Below are 24,300 nucleotides of genomic sequence, written 5' to 3' on the forward strand. Positions count from 1 at the left end.
GCTTCGCCTCGGAATGACGGCCGGCTTCAACTTGGAACCCCCGGCCGGCTTCGTCGGAATACGCAGCAATGGCGACGCGTGGCCGACCAACTCCGACCCAAGGTGCCCAAGCTCGCAGCCCTGATGGATGAGGCGGAACCCGACGTGCTGGCCTACATGGGCTTCCCGGCCGCCCACCGGGTCAAGCTTCACAGCACGAACCCGCTGGAGCGCCTCAACGGCGAGATCAAGCGGCGCACCGAGGTGGTCGGCATCTTCCCCAATGAGGCGGCCATCACCCGCTTGGTCGGCGCGCTCCTGCTCGAACAGAACGATGAGTGGGCCGTCCAGCGCGCCCGCTACCTGACCCTGGAAAGCATCGCCCCGATCAGCGATGATCCTCTTGTCAGCCTGCCCACCCTGGCAGCCTGATCGTCCCGGCCCCGCCCGGTGACCGTGGTGGCCACGCCGCAGCTACACCACGCCTGGGGACACGACCCCGCGCCGGACGGCCACGAGCGCCTACCCGCCGCATAGAGCCAGAATGTTCCTGGAGTCGTTAGAGCCAATCGCTGGTGATTTGCACAAACGTGTCGTTGTGGGACGGCCTTGGCCATTTGAAGGTTCACCCTAGAAACTAAGCTGTATCCAAACCTTCTGCGCTGTGCGACTGTGAGCGTGAGGGCTTAATCTCGAGCTCCTAGGATTGATTGTGCCCGACCTGAATTCCGATGCGGGGCTGTTCGGTCCTGAATTTGGAACCATCTCAACGGTTGACTCTGTTGGGATTTCCCTATGTGGTCTCCGCGAGATCTCACCTGGCGGGGCACGGTTGCTCGTGCCGCCTGAGGCGGAGTTCCCAGACGACCTGGACCTCATGTTCGGCCCGCGTCCGATCAGGGTCCGTTGCAGCGTCGTTTGGCGGGCTCCAGGCCAGTTAGGCGTGGCATTCCTGACATAGGACCTGTGGCTCGACCGCCACTGCAACGGGGGCATCCGCTCCGGCCAGCAGGCCCGAACTTGCAGTCCCCTGCGGCGGCAGGTCCGGGAATGAGATCGTTACGGTCACGCCAGCGTCGCTGCGGATGTCGATCTCGCCCTCGATCTGCTGCACCAGGGAGCGCACCAGACCATAGCACGTCGCCACCGATCGCGACCTGCGCCGGCTCGCCCCCAGGGCCAACCTTCGGCCCCGCCATCGCCGCGGCGGTTCGGCCGGTGAATAGGTCGACGCCCATGCGCGCGTTGTAGTCCTCCGCCCGCTCGGACCTCGAAGCCCCGGTCGTGGCCTCGAGCGGGGTCTTGGCGGAGTTGAGCTTCGCGAGCGCCCGGCGCTCGGTCGTGTGCAGCTTGCGCAGGGCGTGCCAGAGGTGCGCGTCGAAGTCGGTGTTGCCGCAGATCGGAGCCAGACGGTCCCGAGACAGCCACTGCGCGATCCCGAACGCCCCCGAGCGCGGGTTCACCGAGGTCAGGCCGCCGCGGGCCTCCACGGCCGACCAGCGCGCCACCAGGGCCTTCGCGCCCAGCTCCGAGAGCCGCCCTTCACCAGAACGTCGACCGCGTGCTGCTGCCGCTCCGCGGTCCACCAGCCGCCGATGCCCGCGTTGCCCCGGAGCCGCGGGAGAGCACCACGCAGGGTGGGCGCGGAGCCGCCGCTACCTCCCGCCCCGCCGGCCACCGGAACGCCGTACACGCCCCCGCCTGAGCCCCAGAGCCGTCCAGGCCGGGCCCGCAGCTGCGCATGGACCACAGCGGGTGCTGGATGATGGCCTCGACGCGCTGCGGGCCTCGCAGTCGTTCAGGGGCGGAGCGCCGAGGGTGCCGCCGCCGCTGCAGGCGCCTTCCCCGACCCTTACAGCGGGCGCGGGGGCGGCCAGCGGACTTCATCCGGGCGTTCGGGGCTCTGCCGGGGTTCTGAGCGGGATCAGGCGCAGTGTGGCCGGCCACCATGGCGAGAGCCGACGTGTTGCTTCTCACCCCCTGCGCAACCGACGCGTATTCGCACGGACCTTCCGGCGGTATCCGCTCACGACGTGGCCGGGCGACTTGCCGGTCGCGAGTTGCATCGCGGCTTCAATAGCCGCCAGCAGTTTCTCGCTCACCATGAGCTGCCCTTCCGTTACCGCGGCGGGTCCGCCCAGCGCGATCTTGGCGAGGCGCAGACTGATCACTGTCTGAGCCTCAACGCCGAGCATCATCAGGTTGACGCCGAGCTTCCACACGGGGCCGAAGTTCGAAGCTGGCAAATTGGTGTTCCTTGTGCGGGAGGAGAAGCGTGGGCTGGCCAACGGGACACGGAGCAGCCCGGCCCGCGCGTGGGGTCTCTGGCGCCGGACGCGTCGAGCCGTTCTGGTTCGCTAGTCGATCGAACCCGTACGGGCCGGCGCCTCAGGCGCGGCACCGAGCTGGGGCTGGCGCGAGGCGGCGACAGGCTGCGGGGAAACACTCAATTCGGACGAAGGCCGCACCTTGGCGGTTTCGCGCGCCATCTCACGGAAGAGAGGTGGGGAGACCGTCATACTTGTGTCGCCAGCGCGGACGGGGGCGGCAGCGGCAGTGATGGCGAACATGCATACGCAGAGCGTGGTGCGCATCGGAACCTCCGAATTTTGAAATCTCTCGCGCCAGATGAGCACCGATTGCTGCATTGCACAATAGGTTATTTGAGCAAGAAATATGGTGCATGGCTAAATATTTTAAGTACTATCGTTCATATGTGCAGGAATGCCACAGGCAGAATGTGGTTTTTGCCCATGTTTATGGCAATTTAGCTATTCGGAAGGCCAACCGCGGTGCGGATTTGAGCTTTAAGGCGCTCGTCGCCAGGGCTCCTCATTTCCGAACGTGTGCACCAGCTACGTCGATCTACTTAGCTGGCATGCGTCCGGTGCATGTTCAGAATTCTGCCCGCCAGACGCTTCCTCAAGTCACCACTGCGCGTGTGCGCCTACGTGCCTGATCCGGCTGACGTCGAGCCTTGCCCGATCCCTCATGGAACGCCCGCCCTGCCCTTAACCTCGGATCTTGGGGTGCGGCGGACATCCCCGCCCCCCTGACAAGGCCGGCCTGGAGCGCCACGAAGCCCAGAGTGCTCGTCCCGCCGCATGGGCTTGCCGAGATCCAGGGTTCCACAGGCGAAATGCGGGTTTAGTCATCCACGTCCACCTCCTGCTGCTTGCTACAAGCGTAGCAGAAGAGGTCCTGGTAGACGTGCTCGCGTTCCTCCTGGCTGGCCGGCAGTGCGCCACAACGCTTGCAGGTGACCGCCAGACAACGGCTTCGGTTCGAGGCCACTCCTTCGGGCCCATTGCTCAGCTTACTGTTCATGCATTGTACGATGCACTCATATTGCGGTGCAACAATGTCCGCCTACCGCATCAGTTCACCCATCCAGTGTTGGGGACGCCGAGCCACTCCAGCGCGGCCGGGAAGCTTGAAAAGGTGTGGACCGGGTTGAGGAACGGCACCGGCGGTGTCACGCCCGGCGACCACGTCAGCAACTCGATGTGCCAGTCACGTGAGCGGCGGTGCGGCTGCACATCTCGAACGAGGCTCGCGATGATCTCACCGTCGAGCAGGACGTCGTAGGAGCCGGGAGCCAGAGGGACGAGAGTGTAGGTCATCCCGCCCTCCTACGGGGTGCCCCAGCACGAAGGCCAGGAAATTTCAGGCACCGATGCCCCATCGCGGCGGCTCCAGCGCCGCCTCCAAGGACGAGCCAGGGTCCGCCCGGCGAAATGGTTAACGATCGGTCGGCGGCATGCTGCCGGGCGTGACCCACTATGTTCGGCCAAGCGGACGCTCGCGGCCCGTCGCATGACGCGCACGCATGAGCTTCCAGCCCTGCCGCGCCCCGCTCCCGCGATGGCGCTGCTGCATCTCTAGGTGGCGCCGGCGGGCCTGCGACCCTGCCTCCCGGCAGCCTGACCGGGCGTGTCGCAAAGATGTTTGGCGTAGAAAATCATGCTCCCGGCACGGGCGCACTCCGGTCCGATGGGGCGATATCAGGCCCGTCAAACCGCTTCGCCGACCTCGTCGAAGGGGGTGAGCAGGCATTGTAACGCGCTGTTCGGAGGAGATCTTTTCGGCTGTTGAACGTTTGCGACACGCCCCGCAGACCCGCCACCTCGCCCGTGGGGGGGGAGGGTGCAGATCTGCGCAGGGCACGCCTACTGAGAGGGATAGATCTGTGAATCCAGGGCCGCGGAACCCGGGTGAGGCTGCCGGGAGGCAGGTCGCAGACCCGCCACCGCTACCTAGAGGTTCGGGTCAGGATTCGCGGAAGCCGGGCGCGGCAGGGCCGGAAGCTCATGCGTGGCCGTCATGCGACGGATCGCGAGCGTTCGCTTGGCCGAACGCGAAGAGCCACATGGGCCGGGGCGCCGCCTGACTATTCGTGGGCCTGTCGCAAACGCGATGGGGCCCCGCGTTCACGGGCCGTTAGCCATGCCCGCCGAGCTTGCCGCCTCCGCTCCGGAGCCGGCCCATGATCCTCAACACCTTCGCCCTCAAGCTGAAGCGGCAGGCCCGCGGCGACTTCCGGGGCCGGCACTTCGAAGCCACGCTGAAGTGTGCAGGCCGTCTCCTGGTCCCTGCGCTACGCGCTGAGCTACGGCGACATCGAGGAGATGCTCCTGGAGAGGGGTCTCACGGTCGACCACTCCACCACCAACCGTTGGGTGCTCGCCTTCGCGCCCGCTATCGAGCGCCGCCTGCGCCGGTTCCGCAAACCGCACTGCGGCTCCGTGCGCGTGGATGAAACGTACATCAAGGTACGCGGCCAATGGCGCTACCAGTACCGGGCCATCGACAAGCATGGCGAGGCGGTCGACTTCCTGCTCACCGCCAACCGCGACCTGGAGGCCGCCAAGCGCTTCTTCCGCAAGATGCTGCAGGATCAGCCGCTTCTCGCGCCCGACCGGATCGGCACGGACGGCGCCGGCCCCTACCCGCCGGCGATCGCCGAGAGCCGCAAGGAGGGCCTGCTGCCGCGCACGCCCACCCACCACGTCACCAAGCACCTGCAGCAGGGGATCGAGAGCGACCACTTCCGGGTGAAGCGGGCAATGCCGCGGGTGGGCGGGTTCCGCTCCTTCACCACGGCCCGGCGCACGATCCAGGGCTTCGAGGCGATGCTGTGGCTGCGCAAGGGCTCCGGGTTCGCGGGCGCGTGGACCGTGCGGGAGCAGAACCACCTGCTGGCCACCTGCTTCGGCCTCGCCCTCGCGAACAAAGCATGAAAGCGGGGACGGGGAGCCCCTTCTGCCGCCTGAACCCGAGTTTGCGACACGCCCCGCTGGCTCACGAAGCGGGCTGCCGTGGACGAGCCGGCCGCGGACGACTACGTGACCGAGAGGGCGCGGCTGACCGCGGCGCGGGCCGACCTCGCCGGGCTGGAGCTGGCGCAGCTCCGCGGCGAGTTGGTGCCCGCCGACGACATCGAGGCGACCTGGGGCGCGGCGGTCGGCGCGATGCGATCCCGGCTGCTCGCCCTGCCCGCCAAAACGGCGCCGCGGGTCGTCACGATGAGGACCGCGGCCGAGGTCGCCACCCTGATCCGCGGCGAGTTGATAGACATCTTGATCGAGTTGGACGGGATCGAGGTCGCGGTGACGTCGCCGATCCGGTCGGCAGACGCGGAGGCGGACCGCGACCCCGACGAGTAGCTACTTGCCCTTCTGGCCCGCGGCGCGGCGGGACTGGCCGAGGCCGATGCTCTTGGCAAGCTCGGAGCGCTGCGCGGCGTAGTTCGCCGCCACCATCGGGTAGTCGGGCGGCAGGCCCCACTTCTGCCGGTACTGCTCGGGCGTGAGGCCGCGCGTCCTGAGGTGCCGCTTCAGCGACTTGTACTGCCGACCGTCCTCAAGGCTGATGATGAAGTCCGGCGTGACCGTCCTCTTGATCGGCACGGGCGGGACGAGGGGTGCGGGCTCGGCGGCCGACGGCTTGGAGAGCTGGATTAGCGCGTCGTGCACCGAGGCGATCACCCCCGGCAGGTCGCCCATCGGGGTCGCGTTCTTCGACACGTACGCGGCGATGATCGCGGCGGTCAGTTCGATCGCGTCAGTCTCGGAAGCGTTTTCTCGCATCTCGGCCATCTTTTGCCATCTTTGTTGAAGCTTCGAACGATTTGAAGCCGCGCTAGATCGGCAATCAAGCTGGCAAAGTCAAGCGGCACTGACAATCTTTGCCGCACGATTACGGTATGTAGCCGCTATGTTCTGTGCCCATCTTTGGACTTGTTTTGGTATGTGGAGAGGCGGGCGGCCAGCACTCGGCCGCCCGCCTCCTCCCGTGCTCGCGTGAGCGGGAGGGGCGGGCGTATGAGGTGCACGAACTACTTGGGCGTACCCCTCGCGCCCCCTCGACGGATGGCCCCGAGGCCCATGCTCTTGGCAAGTTCGGAGCGCTGGGCCGCGTAGTTTGGCGCCACCATGGGGTAGTCCCTCGGCAAGCCGTACATCTGCCGATACTCGTCAGGCGTCAGACCGTTCTTGGTGAGATGCCGCTTCATGGACTTGTACGGCTTTGCATCGATGAAGCTGATCAGAGCGTCCGGCGTGATCGATTTGCGGATCTGGGTCGGGGTGGCCTTCGGCTTCTCCTCGACCGGAGGCGCGGCGGGCTTTCCGAGATCGCCGAGAGTGGCACCTACAGCAGCGATCAGGCTCGGCAGGTCGTCTGGCCGAACCGAGTTGTTGGACACGTAAGCGGCTACAATACCAGCAACTAAGCTTATAGATCCTGCGGCCTCAGTATCGGCAAGATTGGCATTGACGTTAGCGTTATTATGTTGACCTCTTTCCATTTCTTTACTCCGTTTTGCCCTGCCATGCTAGAATGGTTCTATATAGCAAAATCGACAATGTGCGCAAGCACATACGCAAGACGTTAGTCTAAGATGCTGCCCCAGTCTTCACATAGGTAATTAGACGATGACAGACGAGAGCTTACGTTTCAGGATTAGCGTCGACGATCAGTTCTCGGCGCCGCTGGCGAAGCTTCAGGGCGCCCTTCAGCGCGTCGCCAAGGACGACAGCGTCGTGTCGTTCCGCGAGGAATGGACCGAGGTCGGCCGGGCCGTCGATAAGGTCGGCGGCGTTCCGGAGGCCGGCGGGGGGCGGAGGTAGCGGCGGCTCCGCGCCTACCCTCGACGGCGCTCTCACGCGGCTCCGGAGCAACGCAGGCATCGGCAGCTGGTGGACGGTGGAGCGGCAGCAACACGCGGTCGACGTGCTTGCGAAGGGCGGCGCCTCGGAGCTGGGCGCGAAGGCCCTGGTGGCGCGCTGGTCGGCCGTGGAGGCCCGCGGCGGCCCGACCTCGGTGAACCCGCGCTCGGGGGCGTTCGGGATCGCGCAGTGTCTATCTCGGGACCGTCTGGCTTCGATACGCGGCTACGCCGGCTTCAACGCGCGGCTCCAGCACGCCCCGCACGAGCTACACACGACCGAGCGCTGGGCCCTCGCGAAGTTCAACGCCGCGACCACCCCGTTCGAGGGCGCGACGGGCGTCCCGATGTCCGAGCGGGTCGAGTAGGTCAAGTCGACAGCGGGCGGCTACTCGCGCCTGCGCGACGACGAGGTCGTGAACGACCTCAAGAACGGTCCTCCCGGCCGCGCCGCGGCGAGCCGGATCGGTGACGCGATCAAGGCGGGGCTGGTCTAGGCATCGTAGGTCCGGGTCCGGGGCAGGGTCGCTATGGGTGGAGGCTGTGTGAATAACGCAAAGGCGGCAGGAGGATCTTCCCTCGATAACCCTGGGCAGCGCCGGAATAGGCACCCAGTTGGCATCTCGGCCGCCATCCAGGATGCTCGGATAACGGCTGTGTAGAAGATTATTCTCCGATTTCGGAGCGCGCCTGAGTTTTCACACGGCCTCGGTGGACAGCGGACCTCAGAACGGCCTGGCTGATTGGGTATTGACCATTGCAGCTGATCGGGTTGTTCACTGACATGCGACGCGCGGGGCTACCGCACGCCGGCGATCCGGCGGCCATGGCGCGAGATCCTGATCATCGCTGCCGGTCCGCCTGCGGGCGGGCAGGGGGCGCCGCGCGCCTCCGCGGGGCGTATCCGCCGACAAAATGAGCTCCTCTGCCGTTCATCTAGGATATTATCATAGGTTATTTTTATCTGGCACCCTGCGATTATACTGAGGTGCATATGAACTCCTCGATTGAGATAATGAATAATGATACTTTTTCTGCAAGTTTTATTGTTAAAACAGCCGCTGATCTATCGACGTCCAGGAGGCTAACATGGCGAAAACGGTTGTGGTCACGCCCGGCCCGAATGGCGGCACACGTACAGATGTCACGGAATTCAACAATGAGATTGTGAATACACAAACACAGTTTGAGGATTTTCAGTACGACGCAAATATCTTAGACGGCGGTGTTCATAACAATTATGGAAATGATCACTCTGTTACGCAGTACGATTATACGACTTACGCCTTGTTATTTACAACAGAGGCGACGGGAAATATAGTAAGCAACGCAAATCACTATCATCAAAATACATCAGTTGTCTATAGCGACGCTTTAGGGATAATAACACAGCAGCATAGTATACTAAACTATGGTGATAGTGGTTCAAATATCAACATACTCGTGAGAACAGACGGTGCAATTCAGCATATTCACGACAATACCCATACTGACTCGCCTATCTGAGGGTGACGGGCGCGCCGAAGCAGGTCAATCAGAGTTCGAGCGGCATCCCGTAGCGGCCTGATCCGCGCGGGCGTGTCGCAAACCCGGCTGTGAGGCGCAGAAGGGCGTCTACCGCCCCGCTTTCACGCTTTGTTCGCGACGAGAAGACCAAAGCAGCAGGCGAGGAGCTGGTTCTGCTCGCGCACGGTCCACGCGCCGGCAAAGCCGAAGCCCTTGCGCAGCCACAGCATCGCCTCAAAGCCGCAGATCGTGCGGCGGGCCGTGTGGAACGAACGGAAGCCGCCCACCCGCGGCATCGGCCGCTTGACCCGGAAGTGGTCGCTCTCGATCCCCTGCTGCAGGTGCTTGGTGACATGGTGGGTCGGTGCCCGTGGCAGCAGGCCCTCCTTGCGGCTCTCCGCGATCGCCGGCGGGTACGGGCCAGCGCCGTCCGTGCCGATGCGGTCAGGGGCAAGCAGTGGCTGATCCTGCAGCATCTTGCGGAAGAAGCGCTTGGCGGCCTCCAGGTCGCGATTGGCGGTGAGCAGGAAGTCGATCGCCTGCCCGTGCTTGTCGATGGCCCGGTAGAGGTAGCGCCACTGACCCCGCACCTTGATGTAGGTCTCGTCCACGCGCACGGTCCCGCAATGCGGCTTGCGGAAGCGGCGAAGTCGCCGTTCGATGGCGGGCGCGTAGGACAGCACCCAGCGATTGATGGTGGAGTGATCCACCTCCGTGCCCCGCTCCAGCAGCATCTCCTCGATGTCGCGGTAGCTGAGGGCGTAGCGCAGGGACCAGGAGACGGCTTGGACGATCAGGGTGGCTTCGAAGTGCCGGCCCCGGAAGTCGCCGCGGGCCTGTCGCTTCAGCTTGAGGGCGACGGCGTTGAGGATCATGGGCCGGCTCCGAGGCGGAGGCGGCAAGCTGGGCGGCTATGGCTAACGACCCGTGAACGCGGGCCCGTTCGTGTTTGCGACAGGCCCCGGTGGAGCAGACAGCCCTCTCGAAGCTGCTCTCGCACGGCTCGGGAGAGAGCTAGGCCTGTGAGGCAGAGGCCAGCGGAACCGTCGCAAGGGCTGCTGAGACGGCAGGGGGTATCGACCGGATCGGCTTACGAGATTCGACAGCTGCCCGCTCGTCACCGTAGCCGACGGATCCAGAGGCGCTCTGCGCGCGGATGAGCGGCAACGACGAGCGTTAGGGCACCGGCAACACCGGCGAGCATCGCGATCAGTTCCAATATGATCTGCGTGCGGCGGTCTGCAGGGCATTCCCGGAAACTTTAACCACCTCGTCCGGCGGTCTGCAGGGCACTCCCGAAATTTTTCATCACCTCACTAACTGAACTACTTAATCCGCCGACAACATTATCAAGCTCACAATCGTTGAGATCACGGTCCTTGAGTTCGCAGGCCATTTCAGAGCCTTGACGATCAAGATCGTGGTGTGTGGGTTCTTTTTTCTCACTCATGTACGCACCTATAGTTTTGCGCATGGATGCTGATCTGCGCTCAATATCATGAGCCGTATCCAGCAATCGGGAGTATAAACAATCCTTCACACGCCATATGTGTGCAGGCGCACCCTCAGCGCGCGCCCGAATTAGGGGCTGCGCGCATCGCAGGTGGTGCTCCCACACCAGTCGACCGCTAACGCGAACGCGGATCGTCATCGCGTCGGGACACGCATGCAGACCCCGTCGACAAGGCAGCCGAGTACCGGCAGCAAGCCCAGGATGCGCGCGAGCGGGCGGCGTGGCTGTCCGTCAGCGAGGTCCGCGAGCAGCTCCTGGAGCTGGCGCAGCGCCTTGGCCCTGGCGGATGCCGAGGATGAGCGGGTGCGCAGGGAGGTCGAGAGGGGCCAGTTCTGGGTGCGCCTCGCGCGCGCGGAGGCTCGCCGCATTCAGGTCCCCGATGCGGTAGCCGACTCGAGTGCCTAGCCGGACGTACAGCGGACCCTCACCCCTGCTGCGCCATCTGCGCAGATAGCGGTCTGACACGCCGAGGTGACCCGCCGCCCCGCGTTCACTCAGCACCCGACCCGCATGTCCACCGCCCGGATCAACAAAAAGGTCGTCCGGGCAGCCGTCGAACATGTTGTTACCCACGCTCTACCTCCAAAAAGGTTGCACGCAGGAACATACAGCTCCTGTATCGAGGCGGAAGGGGCCGGAAAGGCCCGCCACTCGACTAGATGCAAGTCTACCAGATATCTATGTGCGGTATCGCCTTATTTTGAACACGGCGCCAATTGCTGAAATGCTGACACCCCTGTCAGGCGAAGTCACCCGGGTGGGGGCTGTCTCGCCTTCGCGATAGCGGGCCGGTAATTCGCCCCGTAGCGCGACCCTGCCTTCGTGCGAGGGCCGCCCCCAAGGGACCCAACCGGAGCGGGGGGGGGGGCGGAGCGCAGCCATGCCTTCGCCTCGGCGAGCCCGGCACTGCCTCACGCCGGCTGTCGCGCGCCCGCACCGCCTCCGCCGTCCTCGCGCCTGCTGCGCTGCTGTCTTCACGCCGGTTGTCGCGCGGCAGGCGACCGGGCGCATAGGTGGAACCGGTCCGGCCGCCACCCTTGCGTGGCGCACTGAGTTGGCGATGCTGCGCCCGTCGCTCTTGGAGACCGCCACCTTGCAGCGCGGCAGGCAGCCGGCCCTCCGTGGGGTGGCCTGGCCGTCATCCACCGCGCACTGGACCTCGGTATACTGCGCGTGCCGCGCCTGAGGGCTGTACCGCACGGCTCGCGGACGCGGCAGGCAGCCAGGTGCTCTCTCCCCTCTGTCGCCCGGCCGCCACTCGCCATGCGGCGGCAGCATGTCCGTTTAGGCATACCTTAGAGAGGCACCACTAATGGCTGAGGTGCGCATCACGATCATTGTGCGGTCGAGCACATATATGTTGGGTCAGCCATGCTATGAATTTCATGGCCTAGATACTTGTCGCAAGATGAGGTGACGGCATCCGGCTCACAGATCTGGAGATCTAATATGCCGACAGACAAGGCAGAAATTATAGCCAATGATCATAACGAAATCGACGCTATTACAGATGAGGAGCTTGAAATCGCAGCCGGTGGAACTTCTCATAAAACATCAGCAAACATGAAATCAGTAGATAGTCAGGCCGATTTTTTAAAAATCACAATTTCCAATAGTATGATCTCAGGATATTAGTTTGCAATTCTAGTGACAGTGTGAATTTATTTGCACGAGTGCGGCTAGAAAAAGCAGTTCTCGGTCTTGGCGGCAGAGGGGCTATGAGTATTACACCCATTGACCCCTCAGTTATTATAGTGCTGCTAGGCTATTCACAGACAGTGCGAACAGTTGGACGTACCTGGGAATTTCGGCCCCCCAGAAAGCGCGAAACCATCAGCGACCGCTGTGCCGAACGCAACCGTCGCTTTGATGACCGTGGTCGCTATCTTGCCCAGCCCCTCCGGGGTCAGACCGCCCGCGACATGCTCGAGGTCATCATCGGACAGTTCAGAGGGCTGAAGGTCGATGGTAATGAGGGTGCGAGACATGGCCGTATTCCTCATTAGAGATTGGAGTACGATAAGACTTACCCGGCCTTAATCTGTGCGAGATTGCACCTTTGGGCTCGGGAGGCAGAAGGTGCTCGGCTATCCCCGCTTTACGCTTTGTTCGTGATGCAAAATCCGAAGCAGTGCGCGAGCAACTCGTTGTGCTCCCGCACGCCCCAGGCGCCTGAGGACCTCAAGCCCTTATGCGGCCACACATTGACCTCTTCAGACCGTCCGGCTTCCACCATGGCGGGCTCTTCTCGTTCCATAGGCCCGCCTTACGCGAATGGCGCTGCTTCCCGCCGGCCCAGACCCTGTTCTCGCCCGACGAGCTCGCCCTGATGAACCTCTACGCGGATGCGGTGCGGGCGACCCACATCCCGAACGGGACCCGGATGCCGGACGGTGCCCCCGTTCGACGGCGAAGGCTTCGAGTTGCTGACAAGCGCTCTGGGTGTCCTGCTCGTCCATGGAGGCGCGGAGATCGGCTCTGACCTACACGGGCGGGCCGGTCGGTTCGCTCCGGATGGTCTCCTGATCGACGGTTCGCTTTGAATGGTCGGCGCGCCTTGTTGAACCGGCTCCGGGCTGGTCCGGCAGGGCTACACCCAAATCGTACCACACGAACCGGCTGCTCAGGGTGGCAACCGGACCTTGACCTCTGGCCACGAAGCGGATGTTCCGCATCCGACCCAACTTTGCTGCTCACACAAAGGCATGCAGAACATGAAACCAGACACGCGAGCGCTGGACTGAAAGCGCACGCGCTGGCATCATCGAGGCATGACCTTCCTTGTTCACATCGCGGCGACCGCGAGCATGGGGCGAATTAACCGCCCGGCCTGATGCGTCGGGCCGGGACCGTCCGTATGTGAACATCATGCGCTTAGCGTCTCTCAAGGTCGAAATGCATGTCTTTGAACAAACCCACGCTGCACCTTGTGTGCGGTAAGATCGCGGCTGGAAAATCAACTCTCGTCGTGGAATTGGGCCGTCGCCCAAGCACGGTGATCGTGAGAGAAGATCACTGGCTTTCCCGCCTTTATCCCGGAGAACAGAACAGCTTGGCTGATTATGTTCGCAATTCCACACGGTTGCGGAATGCCATCGCGCCGCATTTGGTAGATTTGCTCCGTAACGGGCTCTCACTTGTGCTTGACTTTCCTGCAAATACACCAAGCAGTCGAGCATGGATGCGCACCTTGTTCGAGGACGCGGGATGCGCGCACCAGCTTCACTATCTCAACGTTACAGATGAGATTTGCAAATCCCGCCTGCGTCGCAGAAATGAGAGTGGAGAGCACGAGTTCATCGTCAGTGACGAAGATTATGATCTCTTCACAAGCTTCTTCGTTCCACCGTCCCCCGACGAAGCATTCGAAGTTGTTCTGCACAACCAGTAGCGCGGCCGGACGGGATGCTGATGACCAGCCAGCGCCGGACGCGGCGTGATGCCCGGCGCTCGTCGAGGAGCGAGCGATGAGACGACGCGACATTCTCATCGGGCTTGTCGGCGCCCTGCTCGGCGGCGTGATGGCCCGCGCTGTGCGGGCGCAGTCGCCGACGCTGCCGATGATCGGGTATCTCGGCTCCGAGACGCCCGAGCGCGTTGCCAGCCGGCTCGAGGCCTTTCGCAGGGGGCTCGCCGACGCCGGGTTCGTCGAGGGCCGCGACGTCGTGATCGCCTACCGCTGGGCAGACGGGCGCTACGAGCAGTTGCCCGCGCTCGCCAAGGAGCTGGCGGGCAGCGGGATCGCGGTCCTGGTCGCCCCCGGGGGTGCGCCCGTGGTGCTTGCGGCGCGCGCGGCGACGGGGACGATCCCGGTCGTCTTCGAGGGGCCTGTCGCAAACGCGAACGGGCTCGCGTTCATGGGTCGTTAGCCATAGCCGCCCAGCTTGCCGCTCCGCCTCGGAGCTGGCCCATGATCGTGAACGCCCTCGCCCTCAAGCTGAAGAGAGAGGCCCGCGGCGACTTCACGGGCCGGCACTTCGAAGCCACTCTCATCGTCCAGGCCGTCTCCTGGTCCCTGCGCTACGCCCTCAGCTATCGTGACATCGAGGAGATGCTGCTGGAGAGGGGCATGGAGGTCGACCACTCCACCATCAACCGGTGGGTGCTCGCCTACGCGTCCACCATTGAGCGGCGCCTGCGCCGGTTCCGCAAGCCGCACTGCGGCTCGGTGCGCGTGGACGAGACGTACATTCGGGTCCGGGGTCAGTGGCGCTACCTGTAGCGCGCCATCGACAAGCACGGCGAGGCGGTCGACTTCCTGCTCACCGCCAACCCCGACCTGGAAGCGGCCAAGCGCTTCTTCCGCAAGATGCTCTCGGCCGAGCCGCTGCTCGCGCCCGACCGCATTGGCACCGATGGTGCTGGCCCCTACCCGCCGGCGATCGCCGAGAGCCGCAAGGAGGGCCTGCTGCCACGCGCGCCCATCCACCACGTCACCAAGCACTTGCAGCAAGGGATTGCGAGCGACCACTTCCGGGTCACGCGGGTGGGCGGGTTCCGCTCCTTTCACACAGCGCGGCGGACGATCCAGGGCTTCGAGGCCATGCTGTGGCTGCGCAAGGGCTTCGGGTTCTCAGGGGCATGGACCGTTCGGGAGCAGAACCAGCTGCTCGCGCAGTGCTTCGGACTTACCATCACGAACAAAGCATGAAAACGGGGCGGCAGACGCCCTTCTGCTGCTCGCAGCCGAGTTTGCGACAAGCCCTCGATGCGACCTCCGTGAAGGTGCGCCAAGCCGGGCGCATCGTCTCTGTCGCGGTGATCGTGGCGGTCGGTGTGAACAGCGATGGCCGACGCGAGGTGCTCGGCATGGACGTCGGCCCCTCCGAGGCCGAGACGTTCTGGACCGCGTTCCTGCGCAAGCTGGCGCGCCGCGGCCTGCGCGGCGTCAAACTCGTGATCTCGGACGCCCACACGGGCCTCAAGGCGTCGGTCGCCAAGGTGATGAACGCGACCTGGCAGCGGTGCCGCGTCCCCTTCATGAGGACCGTGCTCGCCCACGCCGGCCGCAGCGGGCGGCGCGTCGTGTCGGCCTTCATCGCCACCGCCTTCGCCCAGGACGACGCCGAGGCAGCCCGTCAGCAATGGCGGCGGGTGGCCGATCAGCTCCGACCCAAGGTGCCCAAGCTCGCAGCCCTGATGGACGACGCTGAGCCCGACGTGCTGGCCTATATGGGCTTCCCGGCCCCACATCGGGTCAAGCTGCACTCCACGAACCCGCTGGAGCGCCTCAACGGCGAGATCAAGCGGCGCACCGAGGTGGTCGGCATCTTCCCCGATGAGGTGGCCATCACCCGCCTCGTCGGCGCGCTCCTGCTCGAGCAGAACGATGAGTGGGCCGTCCAGCGCGCCCGCTCCATGACCCTGGAAAGCATCGCCCCGATCGGCAATGATCCCCTTGTCAGCCTGCCCACCCTGGCAGCTTGATCGTCCCCGGCCACGCCCGGTGACCGTGGCCGCCACGCCGCAGCTACACCACCCCTGGGGACACGACCCCCGATACGCCCCGTCGGACTGGAGTGCGTCCATGCTGGGAGCATACTTTTCTACGCCAAAAATCTTTGCGACATGCCCCGACTGGCTGGGGGCGGCCAGCATCGCCTCAGGGCCCGTGTTCCGGCCGGTCTCGCGCTCCGGGCGCGTGCGGGTGAACGACGGCGCGTTCGCGTTTGCGACAGACCCCAGAGCACCGGGCCGTTATCTGACGCCATTTAACGCCAGTCGGAAAGGCAACGCTTGAACTCGCCAATCGAGCTCGGGTTGGTCAGACTTGCGTGAGTCTCATGGGTCTGAGCCGAACAGACGCCTGGCGGTAGGGGACAGCCGCCGGGCGTTCTGCTGCCGGTAGCACTTTGTTAACCATCCCGACCCAGCCTTTCGCCTGCCGCGCTGAACACCCAGCTGGCACGGCGGCGACCCGGGTTCACCTCGTTCTCGCTTGCAGAGATCCCGGGCCGTCGCCCCTTCTATTCGAGACCGACCTCTCTCCCCGGCGAGGGCGAAGGCAGCGACCGCCTGACATCCCCGATCCAGCGGTCGGTCGTTGCAGCCAGCGGCCGGGCTCCACCCGCACAGCGAGCCCGGCCGCCGCACCTCGAGGCAACAGCCCACCATGGGACCTCGCGGGCATGGCGGCTTGTGCGGACCGGCACAGGGCAAGGGTGAGTGGAGGCCGTGCCTTCCCCGGTCCGACTGGACCAGGGAGAGTGTCACGGCGGCGCGGGGCCGGACGTGGTCGGCCGTCCAGGTACAGCGCATCCTCCAACGGGCGGCGTAGCCCTGGTCGCCCTCTCGCTGCGCGGCGGCGTGATGGTCACCTATGGGATCGTCCAGCACTACAAGAAGAAGGTCCCGGCCCTGAAGGCGGCCCACGCCGCCGCCTGACCCTCGCTCCCACCTGATACGAGAAGGCCCGGGGAGACCCGGGCCTTTTTCATTAGAAGAGCTGGTGCGTCCACTCCCACCACAATCCCTTGAGCCCGGCGTAGCCTCCCGGCTTGAACTGTTCCGGCGCCACCGTGCCGATCCCGGCTCCGGCGACCACCGCGTCGAGATCGTGAGCGGACAACTCGTCCGTGGCGCACTCGGCGGTCTGGCGGTCGTCGTGCTGCTCGAAGGTGCTGTCGTGGGCGTTCATGACATCCTCCTCATCTCTCACGTTGTTGCGATGAAGAAGACGTATCTGGCTTTCTGGTGCACGGGTGTGCTCTGTCGCACACCCGGACAATCACCAGCACTTCTTTGCTACTAAGAACAAAATCTTGGAGCGGGCCTGAGGGCGGCGGCCGGGCTCAAGGTTCTCGGCAAGCCCGGCCGCCTGCCGCACTCGGCGGAGGACACCGGAGAGTGCAGCAACCCGGTCCTACACAGGACGCGGTTGAGCGCATCCCCTGAATAGACCAACTCAATAGGGGCCTGTCGCAAACTCGGGTTCAGGCGGCAGAAGGGGCTCCCCGTCCCCGCTTTCACGCTTTGTTCGCGAGGGCGAGGCCGAAGCAGGTGGCCAGCAGGTGGTTCTGCTCCCGCACGGTCCACGCGCCCGCGAACCCGGAGCCCTTGCGCAGCCACAGCATCGCCTCGAAGCTCTGGATCGTGCGCCGGGCCGTGGTGAAGGAGCGGAACCCACCCACCCGCGGCATCGCCCGCTTCACCCTGAAGTGGTCGCTCTCGATCCCCTGCTGCAGGTGCTTGGTGACGTGGTGGGTGGGCGTGCGCGGCAGCAGGCCCTCCTTGCGGCTCTCGGCGATCGCCGGCGGGTAGGGGCCGGCGCCGTCCGTGCCGATCCGGTCGGGCGCGAGAAGCGGCTGATCCTGCAGCATCTTGCGGAAGAAGCGCTTGGCGGCCTCCAGGTCGCGGTTGGCGGTGAGCAGGAAGTCGACCGCCTCGCCATGCTTGTCGATGGCCCGGTACTGGTAGCGCCATTGGCCGCGTACCTTGATGTACGTTTCATCCACGCGCACCGAGCCGCAGTGCGGCTTGCGGAACCGGCGCAGGCGCCGCTCGATGGCCGGCGCGTAGGCGAGCACCCACCGGTTGATGGTGGAGTGGTCGACCTCCATGCCCCTCTCCAGCAGCATCTCCTCGATGTCACGATAGCTGAGGGCGTAGCGCAGGTACCAGGAGACGGCCTGGACGATGAGGGTGGCCTCGAAATGCCGGCCTCGGAAGTCGCCGCGGGCCTGCCGCTTCAGCTTGAGGGCGAGGGCGCTGAGGATCATGGGCCGGCTCCGAGGCGGAGCGGCAAGCTGGGCGGGCATGGCTAACGACCCGTGAACGTCGGCTCATTCGCGTAGGCGACAGGCCCCTCGCGGCTTTGAGCCTGAGGTCGTCAAGCTGGATCGACAAAATCGTCTCCTTCTCGGCAGAGTGTGGAGTCGCGTCAATTAACAGATGAACAGGCCACCTCTATAAACAGGTCCTGCATCCATAAACGGCCTCGAAACGGCCGCCAACGAGGAGGAACGCCATGGTTGATGCCGAACTGGAACGCTCGGCGATGCGGCGGATCGGATGGCGGCTCGTGCCGTTCCTGATCCTTGCCTACTTCGTCTCATTCCTGGACCGGGTGAACGTTGGGTTCGCCGCGATCCAGATGAACCACGACATCGGCCTTTCTGCCACCGTATTCGGCTGGGGCGCTGGGATCTTCTTCCTGGGCTACTTCCTGATGGAGGTACCGAGCAACCTGATGCTGGAGCGCTACGGGGCGCGGCTGTGGATCGCCCGGATTATGGCGACCTGGGGCCTGATCTCCGTCGCCATGGCGTTCGTGCAGGGGCCGTGGTCGTTCCTCGCCATGCGCTTCCTGCTCGGCGTAGCGGAGGCCGGGTTTTTCCCGGGCGTGATCCTCTACCTGACCTACTGGTTCCCGTCCGAGTACCGGGCGCGGATCGTCGGCATCTTCATGATCTCGATCCCAATCTCGTCGTTCCTGGGTTCGCCGATCTCCGGCGCGCTGCTCAACGTGACCGGGCTCGGCCTGGCCGGCTGGCAGTGGCTGTTCATCCTCGAAGGGTTGCCCGCCGTGCTGCTGGCAGGTGTCGTGCTCGTGGTCCTACCCGACGGTCCGCACAAAGCCGCGTGGCTGCCTCCAGCCGAGCGCGATTGGCTCGAACTGCGCCTCCGGAGCGAGGCGGGGCGGAACAACGCTAGCGGCGGAGAGGCGAAGCCCCCTATGCGGGAGACGCTGCGTGACCGCCGACTAATCTTGTTCGCCGCAATCTACTTCGGCTCGACGGCAAGCAGCTATGGGCTCTCGTTTTGGACGCCACAGATCGTCAAGAGTTTCGGCCTCGGTAATTTCGAGACCGGCCTGCTCAACAGCATCCCTTACGGCTTCGCCTCGGTGGCGATGATCCTCTGGGGCCGCCACAGCGACCAGACGCGAGAGCGTCGCTGGCACCTCGCGCTCTCTTTCCTAGTGCTTGCCCTCGGGCTCGCCGGCGGCACGGTGCTGTCGGGCCTTGTCCCCGTCATCTGCGCGCTGACGGTCGCAGCGGTCGGTGTCTACATGCTGAAGGGGCCGTTCTGGGCACTGGCGACCGAGCAGATGCGTCCTGCTACCGCCGCCGCCAGCATCGCGGCGATCAACGCGGTAGGCAATCTCGGCGGTTTCCTTGGCCCCTACCTGATCGGCGCGATCAAGGATGCCAGTGGCAGCTTCACGATGAGCTTGCTGCCGCTCGTGCTGTTCGCGCTAATCTCGGCAGCCCTGTCCCTCGTGCCAGAGCGCGGGCGTGAGGCAGTTTCTACTGCACCGAGTACGACGGCGTAGGGGATATTTGCCGCGCTGCGGATGGGCAGCGCGGCGTAGTCCGCAAGGCGGATTTGCGAGCTGGTTCCATACGCCGCTCTTATGCGAGCGACCTCGGTGTGGCAGGCGGGCAAGACACCGCCGGCGTCTGATTTTGATTTCCTGGCACACAATCCTTACAGGATTAAGTGGTTGAAAAACCGTCGTTTTGTTGACAATTCTGTCCGGGAGGGAGCGCAGGTCGCGTGCCTTACTTTGGGCTAGATGAGGGCCTGACGGGGTGCTGAGCGCCGCCTTAACGTTCGGTGCCGGCCCACAGTTGGTGTCTACTGCCGTCCCAAGAGTTCGTATGGGCGTGACCATGCAGACACAGCTGGTGCATTGAGTGCACCTTAAGGCGGATCGATCATGCGATTGCGGGCTTGCGCGCCACCAGCAGCAGTGATGCACCCTCATCATCGGGGCGGAACGGCTCCGGCTTGAGCTTCCGCATCACGAACCCACCCATGAAGCCGATCAGCGCGGAGGCGTGCCACGCCCAGGAGTGCCGATAATGAACTTGGCGGCATTTCACCGGTGAGCAGCGCTCCATCCAGTACACGATCGCATCCACGTCGCTCCAGGGCGCGATCTCGACCGCGGCGCTGACCAGACCGGCCCGGGCTGCGACCGCTTCCAGCGCCGCCTTTGTCCACCACGTGAGGTGATGCGGCACCGCGTTGATCAGGTAGTTCGGGATCCGGGCGTGCGCCGCCGGCACGTGCGGCACTCCGATGATCACGGTGCCACCTGGACGCACCGGAGACGCAACGGGGGTGAGCGGTCTCGAAATCTTGGAGGCGACGACCCGACAGACTCTGCGAACGGGTTAGTGTCGGGCCGCCGCCAGGGCCGAGCAGGATGGGGCATCAGCTCGGCTAGATCAGCCTGCCGCAGGATGGTTGACGAAGTACTGCAGGAAAGGGTGCACTCATGTCCCGGATTGCGCCCCTGATCGCCATACTCGCCGAGTATCCAGGGTCAGACCCCATGGAGCCCGCCATGGCCGAGCTTCCCGAGGACACCGCCCTCGACGTCATCGAGCAGCTCATCGCCGAGGGGGCCGCGCGCCAAGCCGAGCAGGTGTTACTGGTTGAGGCCCAGGAGCGCCGCGGCCAGGACACCGCGGAGGCGCGCCAAGTGCTGCGGGAGATCGAGGAGACTCTGGCGGCTCTGCACTGCCGCCGGGCCTATCTCCAGGCCATGCAGGCTCAGCCGTGACCGCGAGGACGATGGGCCTGATGGGGTGGACGGCCCCATCAGGCCCATGATTGTCTCGCTCAACCGGCCCGCGCCATCAGGATCGCCGTCCTGACCACCATGCGGCGCGCCCGGTCGCCGAGGCCGGGATCCTCCAGCACGTCTCTGGCGATTTCGTGGTTCGCCACGGCCGCGGCGATGTCGATCGCCACGCCCTTCGCGATCAGGCGCATGTCGGGCGTGGGGTCGTCCAGGTACTCCCGCACAGCGGCGTTGAGCTGCTCGTCGGTGACAGCGTTGAGCTTGAACAGCTCGCCGACGGTGGGCGTGTCGGGCATGGCGGGGATGTAGGCGTACGGCCGGGCCGGAGCGAGATCGGCGAGGAGCGCAAGCCGGAAGCCTACGTGCCGCTCCCGAACGGCAAGTGGATCCCTGTCACGATGCAGGTCGGCGCCAACTCGAACCAGTCGACCGCGCCGAACTGCGTAGCGATCAACGTCGACGTGACCGGCGCCAAGGGCAACACTGAGATCCACGAAATGGTGAGTAGCGGTGTGGGGCCGGGCTCCAGGCGTATGACGCCAGCCTCGACCGAACTATTCCCAGCAAGGTGGACAATGCCCGCCAACGCCGCGGCTGAGGACAAGAGGGAGAATGCGTCAATGGCCGATCAAGAGCCGGTTTCCGTTGATGCTGTTCAAATAGGAACCGCTCTGATCCTCAGGCACATTTTGCGTGTATTGGAGCGCAGTGGCCTTACCAACGAGAAAGAAACAGAGTCGGCCCTCGATGGATTTCTTGCAAACCTTGATCCTGGACACGCATCTTTTCTGCAAGCGATCAAACAAACATACTCGATACATCATCGGATGAATTTTTCGGTCATCGAAGGCGGCAAGCAAGATCCCGACGATGCGTAGCGCCGAAATGGCCGACGAGCTGGAGCCATAAACTGGACCGCCCATGATCCCGTGCCGGCGGAGCACTTCGGTGCCGGCCGGCTCGCCGATCTCACCAGGGCCCCGGCAACCGTATCCAGCACTGGCAGGCAGGGATGGCGACCTCGACCGCGTGCCCGAGGCGCTCATCATCGAGCCGACCGACACGGGCGATTGGTTCTTCAACGCCGGCCGGCCGCCGGCTTGCTCGTGGGTCGTCGCGAACCTCCGGGCCATCGTGGAGGGCATCGCGGAGAGGTACGCCGGCGCGGCTCAGCGGCCGGAACCGACCGGGCGGCCACGCGATGAATGAGGAGTATGGACCTTCCCCCTTCGACGCCGGCCGGGCTTCCCCCTCCCGAGCCGGCGTTCCTTTGAGCGGGCCGGGTCTTCAGTGCCGCTTTCGGACCCGGCCCGCGGCCCTGCTCCGGGCGTGCGGGCCTGGAGCGGACGCCCAAAGACTAGCACAGTCGAGATGGTGGCCCGCAAGGTCCCGCCGGAGGACGATAGACTGGCCCTCGACTGACGGCCAGTCTGAGGCACGCCGGAATGCTTTCGGAGACTGTCCAAAGGCGCCATAACGGGTCCCATACGGGCCATTACGCGCCCCGCGCCGCCCCGCGCGCGAGATGCCGGCCCGACAGGGTTCGTTGATCCGGCCGCGGGTTGCGCTATCACGCGATGGATAGTATTGATTCCATACTCACAAGTCTGTTGGGCTTGCTTAGCTTTGCGTTCCGAGACTATCGTATCCGCTCCAGACATGGCAGACACATTCTCTCAACGTTTGCGCGCCTTTGTGATTGAAATGCCAATCAGTGAAGTAGAAGTCGCAGAGGTGATTGGGTTCACTCGGCGCACACTAAGCCGCCGGCTGAAGTCCGAGGGTACAACTTTCACGAAAGTTCTCAACGAAGCGCGGTTTAACGTTGCGAAGCATTTGTTGGTTAACACCGACATGCGCTTGGCGGAGATCTCGGACGCGCTGGAATTCTCGGAGCCGGCCGCGTTCACGCACGCCTTCCGGCGCTGGACCGGCACGACGCCAAGCGCATGGCGGAAGAAGCACCAGCAGGTTGAACCGCTTTGTTGTGCGGAGCGTCCAGACGGTGCTCGTGTTCGTCAGCGCAGGCGTTTGCCTGAGTGAATGCGCCACCTGGTGCCGTTCCGCCGTAGTGGACGCTTCTCGCCCCATACTACCGATTATGCGAACGACCGGCTTCTCCGACATGACAGCGCTCAACCTGCGCAATGTGCAGACGGCACTGACCTGAGGAACGTGCAGCGGGCAATCCGTTAGCTTACGTTGAAATGTGGACTTGCTTGGCTATAATCGCACCGCTCAAATTGCCTGAAACCACACAATCCAGCACAGCGCAGCATGATGATAGTTTCGTTGCCGGGAACATCGTGCTTTGGTGTGAGCGTCTTGAGCTGTACTTCAGCCCGCCCGGCCCTGCTGCGGCGGGCTTTTCTCTCCGCTCCCAACGAGTTGCGCGCCGGTCGCGTCCAAGTAGTCTCGCCCGTCTGCCAGGTCTGGACGATAGCTTGGCACGGCCCACTCGGCAGTGACCGCAACAACACCGAGAGCCGGCGGTCATCGACATGGTGAGAGGCGCGGCCGGTACCCTCTTTCACGGGACGGGCGGCTCTTCATCATCCCGCGGAGAGAGACGACGTTCCGTCTCGCGGTTCGCTTCTTCCAGTGTCGCGATACGCCAGCTTTGGTGCTCTACGATGTCCGCCATCTGGCGCAAAGCTGTCGCGAGCATGCGCGTCACCTCGTCTGACTGACTCGAAACCAGGACGCGATCGACAGTCTCTTTGATCCGAGAGAACTCAGACATCGTCGCTGTTCCTGACGAAGGCCCGCTGAAAGCGCGCCAGGGCGGCCTTTGACCCTTCCTTCGGCTCCTCCGGGGCTGGCAACACCATCGCTGGGACGCGCACCGAGGGTGCCGCCGCCCGCTTCACCGAGAGCCGAACGACGTCTCCGACCCGTTCCGGCGTATTAGGAGAACTCTGCATACCTGAGGGGTGCAGCGGCTTGCACCCTATTCCTCTCCGCCGCCGGGAATGGCTAAACCACTGCTGCCACTCGCGACTTGTCACGTCGATCACGTTGGTCATCGACTTGGCGCCCTTCCTCGGCCGCTCTGTGATGGTGAGCAGGCCGCCCCTCTCCGCGAGTCCCAACGCAGACTGCGCCGTTCGGATGCAGACACCTGCTCTAGCGGCAATCTCGGCTACCGACATCTCGGACCGCAGCGCGTCCCCCATGACGCCAAGGACGGCGAGCGTGGGCGGCAGCGGGCCGCTACAGGCGATCCTGCGGTGGTGGGAGGCGGCACGTCTCCCGAGGTTTGGCCTCACCCGCTTGGCCCAGAAGCGCCGGCTCTGCACCGGCACGTTCGCGCGGATCTCCCGGTCCAATCTCTCGTACTCGGCGTCGCTCAGCCGGGCGGCAGCGTACTGCCCGGCCAGTTCCCTCGGCATCCGGTCGCGTGTCATTGGCAGTTAACAATCCGAGGCACTTAAGGCCGTCGATTGGACCGTGTGCAAGCTGATTACTGGCTAGATATGTGTGACCTGAGCATGAATTAGGCCGCCTCTCCGAGTTGCCAAATCACCTGATGCCCGCTATGGCCAGTCTCAACAAGCATAGGGAGGCGGCGATGATCGCAGAAACGGTAGCAAGTATCGG

At 64.4% G+C, this 24,300-nt stretch carries 29 protein-coding genes and 3 pseudogenes; 18 read left to right on the forward strand and 14 right to left on the reverse strand.

The window, feature by feature from the left end:
- The coding region (locus MET2598_RS0118145) for a transposase (RefSeq protein WP_236728745.1) at window positions 1-411 on the forward strand (411 nt) is incomplete at its 5' end.
- 280 nt (window positions 412-691) lie between these two features.
- Window positions 692-940 carry a PilZ domain-containing protein gene (locus MET2598_RS43785; protein ID WP_157182194.1) on the forward strand — a complete coding sequence of 83 codons (249 nt, stop codon included), beginning with the start codon at window positions 692-694 and terminating at the stop codon, window positions 938-940.
- On the opposite strand, the gene MET2598_RS0118150 is transcribed toward MET2598_RS43785, so the two are convergent.
- The 3 genes from MET2598_RS0118150 to MET2598_RS0118160 form a co-directional block, all read right to left on the reverse strand.
- Window positions 917-1,093, reverse strand: a complete 177-nt coding sequence (locus MET2598_RS0118150; RefSeq protein WP_198293084.1) for a hypothetical protein — start codon at window positions 1,091-1,093, stop codon at window positions 917-919. The two genes, MET2598_RS43785 and MET2598_RS0118150, sit on opposite strands and share 24 nt — an antisense overlap.
- Window positions 1,094-1,952: 859 nt before the next feature.
- Window positions 1,953-2,201, reverse strand: a complete 249-nt coding sequence (locus MET2598_RS0118155; protein ID WP_012331781.1) for a hypothetical protein — start codon at window positions 2,199-2,201, stop codon at window positions 1,953-1,955.
- Between the two features lie 1,155 nt (window positions 2,202-3,356).
- Window positions 3,357-3,602 carry a hypothetical protein gene (locus tag MET2598_RS0118160; protein ID WP_018261833.1) on the reverse strand — a complete coding sequence of 82 codons (246 nt, stop codon included), beginning with the start codon at window positions 3,600-3,602 and terminating at the stop codon, window positions 3,357-3,359.
- 863 nt (window positions 3,603-4,465) lie between these two features.
- Here MET2598_RS0118160 and MET2598_RS36820 point away from each other — a divergent pair.
- Both MET2598_RS36820 and MET2598_RS0118170 read left to right on the forward strand, forming a co-directional pair.
- Window positions 4,466-5,219 (forward strand): annotated as a pseudogene (locus MET2598_RS36820) (IS6 family transposase).
- A 78-nt stretch (window positions 5,220-5,297) separates the two neighbouring features.
- Window positions 5,298-5,645, forward strand: coding sequence for a hypothetical protein (locus MET2598_RS0118170; RefSeq protein WP_012331778.1), 348 nt, complete (start codon window positions 5,298-5,300; stop codon window positions 5,643-5,645).
- Here the strand turns inward: MET2598_RS0118170 and MET2598_RS0118175 are convergent, their stop codons facing one another.
- Together MET2598_RS0118175 and MET2598_RS0118180 are read right to left on the reverse strand one after the other, a co-directional pair.
- A complete protein-coding gene (locus MET2598_RS0118175) occupies window positions 5,646-6,077 on the reverse strand; it encodes a MucR family transcriptional regulator (protein WP_012331777.1) in 432 nt (143 codons plus the stop codon).
- A gap of 239 nt (window positions 6,078-6,316) precedes the next feature.
- A complete protein-coding gene (locus MET2598_RS0118180; protein WP_012331776.1) occupies window positions 6,317-6,787 on the reverse strand; it encodes a MucR family transcriptional regulator in 471 nt (156 codons plus the stop codon).
- Window positions 6,788-6,914: 127 nt separating this feature from the next.
- On the opposite strand from MET2598_RS0118180, the gene MET2598_RS0118185 reads away from it, so the two are divergent.
- From MET2598_RS0118185 to MET2598_RS41270, 3 genes are all read left to right on the forward strand, one after another.
- Window positions 6,915-7,109 (forward strand): hypothetical protein, encoded by a 195-nt coding sequence (locus tag MET2598_RS0118185; protein ID WP_012331775.1) that lies wholly within the window; start codon window positions 6,915-6,917, stop codon window positions 7,107-7,109.
- 103 nt (window positions 7,110-7,212) lie between these two features.
- On the forward strand, window positions 7,213-7,515 hold the full coding sequence (locus MET2598_RS0118190) for a hypothetical protein (protein WP_236728746.1): 303 nt from the start codon (window positions 7,213-7,215) through the stop codon (window positions 7,513-7,515).
- Window positions 7,516-8,236: 721 nt separating this feature from the next.
- Complete coding sequence (locus tag MET2598_RS41270; RefSeq protein ID WP_157182195.1) at window positions 8,237-8,653, forward strand: hypothetical protein; 417 nt, start codon at window positions 8,237-8,239, stop codon at window positions 8,651-8,653.
- Window positions 8,654-8,775: 122 nt separating this feature from the next.
- Here MET2598_RS41270 and MET2598_RS0118200 read toward each other — a convergent pair whose 3' ends face one another.
- Both MET2598_RS0118200 and MET2598_RS41275 read right to left on the reverse strand, forming a co-directional pair.
- Window positions 8,776-9,528, reverse strand: a complete 753-nt coding sequence (locus tag MET2598_RS0118200) for an IS6-like element ISMtsp2 family transposase (protein WP_018261837.1) — start codon at window positions 9,526-9,528, stop codon at window positions 8,776-8,778.
- Window positions 9,529-9,914: 386 nt separating this feature from the next.
- Window positions 9,915-10,103: a hypothetical protein gene (locus MET2598_RS41275; RefSeq protein ID WP_150108618.1), complete on the reverse strand. Its 189-nt coding sequence runs from the start codon at window positions 10,101-10,103 to the stop codon at window positions 9,915-9,917.
- Between the two features lie 1,512 nt (window positions 10,104-11,615).
- On the opposite strand from MET2598_RS41275, the gene MET2598_RS41280 reads away from it, so the two are divergent.
- Window positions 11,616-11,801, forward strand: a complete 186-nt coding sequence (locus MET2598_RS41280) for a hypothetical protein (protein WP_157182196.1) — start codon at window positions 11,616-11,618, stop codon at window positions 11,799-11,801.
- 134 nt (window positions 11,802-11,935) lie between these two features.
- Here the strand turns inward: MET2598_RS41280 and MET2598_RS41285 are convergent, their stop codons facing one another.
- On the reverse strand, window positions 11,936-12,154 hold the full coding sequence (locus MET2598_RS41285) for a hypothetical protein (protein WP_150108616.1): 219 nt from the start codon (window positions 12,152-12,154) through the stop codon (window positions 11,936-11,938).
- 911 nt (window positions 12,155-13,065) lie between these two features.
- On the opposite strand from MET2598_RS41285, the gene MET2598_RS39420 reads away from it, so the two are divergent.
- The 5 genes and pseudogenes from MET2598_RS39420 (at window position 13,066) to MET2598_RS41290 (ending at window position 16,550) form a co-directional block, all read left to right on the forward strand.
- Window positions 13,066-13,557, forward strand: coding sequence for an AAA family ATPase (locus MET2598_RS39420; RefSeq protein ID WP_012331771.1), 492 nt, complete (start codon window positions 13,066-13,068; stop codon window positions 13,555-13,557).
- Window positions 13,558-13,633: 76 nt separating this feature from the next.
- Entirely contained in the window at window positions 13,634-14,035 is a 402-nt protein-coding gene (locus MET2598_RS0118210) for a hypothetical protein (RefSeq protein ID WP_018261839.1), read from the forward strand.
- A 41-nt stretch (window positions 14,036-14,076) separates the two neighbouring features.
- Window positions 14,077-14,817, forward strand: a pseudogene (locus MET2598_RS36825) (IS6 family transposase).
- A 53-nt stretch (window positions 14,818-14,870) separates the two neighbouring features.
- Window positions 14,871-15,593, forward strand: a pseudogene (locus tag MET2598_RS36830) (IS256 family transposase); the annotation flags it as partial.
- A gap of 804 nt (window positions 15,594-16,397) precedes the next feature.
- On the forward strand, window positions 16,398-16,550 hold the full coding sequence (locus MET2598_RS41290) for a hypothetical protein (protein WP_157182197.1): 153 nt from the start codon (window positions 16,398-16,400) through the stop codon (window positions 16,548-16,550).
- A gap of 52 nt (window positions 16,551-16,602) precedes the next feature.
- Here MET2598_RS41290 and MET2598_RS0118225 read toward each other — a convergent pair whose 3' ends face one another.
- Complete coding sequence (locus MET2598_RS0118225; RefSeq protein WP_012331768.1) at window positions 16,603-16,803, reverse strand: hypothetical protein; 201 nt, start codon at window positions 16,801-16,803, stop codon at window positions 16,603-16,605.
- Window positions 16,804-17,131: 328 nt separating this feature from the next.
- On the reverse strand, window positions 17,132-17,884 hold the full coding sequence (locus MET2598_RS0118230) for an IS6 family transposase (RefSeq protein ID WP_018261843.1): 753 nt from the start codon (window positions 17,882-17,884) through the stop codon (window positions 17,132-17,134).
- 248 nt (window positions 17,885-18,132) lie between these two features.
- Between MET2598_RS0118230 and MET2598_RS0118235 the strand changes: the two genes are divergently transcribed.
- Window positions 18,133-19,440 carry an MFS transporter gene (locus tag MET2598_RS0118235; protein WP_012331767.1) on the forward strand — a complete coding sequence of 436 codons (1,308 nt, stop codon included), beginning with the start codon at window positions 18,133-18,135 and terminating at the stop codon, window positions 19,438-19,440.
- Window positions 19,441-19,825: 385 nt separating this feature from the next.
- Here MET2598_RS0118235 and MET2598_RS36835 read toward each other — a convergent pair whose 3' ends face one another.
- On the reverse strand, window positions 19,826-20,200 hold the full coding sequence (locus MET2598_RS36835) for a hypothetical protein (protein WP_236728747.1): 375 nt from the start codon (window positions 20,198-20,200) through the stop codon (window positions 19,826-19,828).
- Window positions 20,201-20,460: 260 nt separating this feature from the next.
- On the opposite strand from MET2598_RS36835, the gene MET2598_RS0118245 reads away from it, so the two are divergent.
- Window positions 20,461-20,679, forward strand: a complete 219-nt coding sequence (locus MET2598_RS0118245) for a hypothetical protein (protein WP_236728748.1) — start codon at window positions 20,461-20,463, stop codon at window positions 20,677-20,679.
- Between the two features lie 59 nt (window positions 20,680-20,738).
- On the opposite strand, the gene MET2598_RS0118250 is transcribed toward MET2598_RS0118245, so the two are convergent.
- Complete coding sequence (locus MET2598_RS0118250) at window positions 20,739-20,996, reverse strand: hypothetical protein (RefSeq protein WP_018261845.1); 258 nt, start codon at window positions 20,994-20,996, stop codon at window positions 20,739-20,741.
- A 66-nt stretch (window positions 20,997-21,062) separates the two neighbouring features.
- Here MET2598_RS0118250 and MET2598_RS41295 point away from each other — a divergent pair, with 66 nt between their 5' ends.
- From MET2598_RS41295 to MET2598_RS39425, 3 genes are all read left to right on the forward strand, one after another.
- The gene (locus MET2598_RS41295; protein ID WP_157182198.1) at window positions 21,063-21,578 is read left to right on the forward strand and encodes a hypothetical protein; all 516 of its coding nucleotides are present in this window, start codon (window positions 21,063-21,065) and stop codon (window positions 21,576-21,578) included.
- A 151-nt stretch (window positions 21,579-21,729) separates the two neighbouring features.
- Window positions 21,730-21,909: a hypothetical protein gene (locus tag MET2598_RS0118260; RefSeq protein ID WP_018261847.1), complete on the forward strand. Its 180-nt coding sequence runs from the start codon at window positions 21,730-21,732 to the stop codon at window positions 21,907-21,909.
- 450 nt (window positions 21,910-22,359) lie between these two features.
- Window positions 22,360-22,743: a helix-turn-helix domain-containing protein gene (locus MET2598_RS39425; protein ID WP_084673868.1), complete on the forward strand. Its 384-nt coding sequence runs from the start codon at window positions 22,360-22,362 to the stop codon at window positions 22,741-22,743.
- Window positions 22,744-23,230: 487 nt separating this feature from the next.
- Here MET2598_RS39425 and MET2598_RS0118265 read toward each other — a convergent pair whose 3' ends face one another.
- Window positions 23,231-23,443 carry a hypothetical protein gene (locus MET2598_RS0118265; protein ID WP_012331763.1) on the reverse strand — a complete coding sequence of 71 codons (213 nt, stop codon included), beginning with the start codon at window positions 23,441-23,443 and terminating at the stop codon, window positions 23,231-23,233.
- Entirely contained in the window at window positions 23,436-24,092 is a 657-nt protein-coding gene (locus MET2598_RS0118270; RefSeq protein ID WP_236728749.1) for a hypothetical protein, read from the reverse strand. Before MET2598_RS0118270 ends, MET2598_RS0118265 begins: the two co-directional genes overlap by 8 nt.
- Window positions 24,093-24,300: the final 208 nt, after the last annotated feature.

Source organism: Methylobacterium sp. WSM2598 (assembly GCF_000379105.1).
Lineage (GTDB): Bacteria > Pseudomonadota > Alphaproteobacteria > Rhizobiales > Beijerinckiaceae > Methylobacterium.

Excerpts from the sequence above, each read along its gene's own strand:
- MET2598_RS0118160 (WP_018261833.1), bottom strand. The coding sequence starts at position 3,602 with ATGACCTACACTCTCGTCCCTCTGGCTCCCGGCTCCTACGACGTCCTG.
- MET2598_RS0118175 (WP_012331777.1), bottom strand. The coding sequence starts at position 6,077 with ATGGCCGAGATGCGAGAAAACGCTTCCGAGACTGACGCGATCGAACTG.
- MET2598_RS0118180 (WP_012331776.1), bottom strand. The coding sequence starts at position 6,787 with ATGGAAAGAGGTCAACATAATAACGCTAACGTCAATGCCAATCTTGCC.
- MET2598_RS0118185 (WP_012331775.1), top strand. The coding sequence starts at position 6,915 with ATGACAGACGAGAGCTTACGTTTCAGGATTAGCGTCGACGATCAGTTC.
- MET2598_RS41270 (WP_157182195.1), top strand. The coding sequence starts at position 8,237 with ATGGCGAAAACGGTTGTGGTCACGCCCGGCCCGAATGGCGGCACACGT.
- MET2598_RS0118200 (WP_018261837.1), bottom strand. The coding sequence starts at position 9,528 with ATGATCCTCAACGCCGTCGCCCTCAAGCTGAAGCGACAGGCCCGCGGC.
- MET2598_RS41275 (WP_150108618.1), bottom strand. The coding sequence starts at position 10,103 with ATGAGTGAGAAAAAAGAACCCACACACCACGATCTTGATCGTCAAGGC.
- MET2598_RS41280 (WP_157182196.1), top strand. The coding sequence starts at position 11,616 with ATGCCGACAGACAAGGCAGAAATTATAGCCAATGATCATAACGAAATC.
- MET2598_RS41285 (WP_150108616.1), bottom strand. The coding sequence starts at position 12,154 with ATGTCTCGCACCCTCATTACCATCGACCTTCAGCCCTCTGAACTGTCC.
- MET2598_RS39420 (WP_012331771.1), top strand. The coding sequence starts at position 13,066 with ATGTCTTTGAACAAACCCACGCTGCACCTTGTGTGCGGTAAGATCGCG.
- MET2598_RS0118210 (WP_018261839.1), top strand. The coding sequence starts at position 13,634 with ATGAGACGACGCGACATTCTCATCGGGCTTGTCGGCGCCCTGCTCGGC.
- MET2598_RS0118225 (WP_012331768.1), bottom strand. The coding sequence starts at position 16,803 with ATGAACGCCCACGACAGCACCTTCGAGCAGCACGACGACCGCCAGACC.
- MET2598_RS0118230 (WP_018261843.1), bottom strand. The coding sequence starts at position 17,884 with ATGATCCTCAGCGCCCTCGCCCTCAAGCTGAAGCGGCAGGCCCGCGGC.
- MET2598_RS0118235 (WP_012331767.1), top strand. The coding sequence starts at position 18,133 with ATGGTTGATGCCGAACTGGAACGCTCGGCGATGCGGCGGATCGGATGG.
- MET2598_RS0118245 (WP_236728748.1), top strand. The coding sequence starts at position 20,461 with ATGGCCGAGCTTCCCGAGGACACCGCCCTCGACGTCATCGAGCAGCTC.
- MET2598_RS0118250 (WP_018261845.1), bottom strand. The coding sequence starts at position 20,996 with ATGCCCGACACGCCCACCGTCGGCGAGCTGTTCAAGCTCAACGCTGTC.
- MET2598_RS39425 (WP_084673868.1), top strand. The coding sequence starts at position 22,360 with ATGGCAGACACATTCTCTCAACGTTTGCGCGCCTTTGTGATTGAAATG.
- MET2598_RS0118265 (WP_012331763.1), bottom strand. The coding sequence starts at position 23,443 with ATGTCTGAGTTCTCTCGGATCAAAGAGACTGTCGATCGCGTCCTGGTT.
- MET2598_RS0118270 (WP_236728749.1), bottom strand. The coding sequence starts at position 24,092 with ATGCCGAGGGAACTGGCCGGGCAGTACGCTGCCGCCCGGCTGAGCGAC.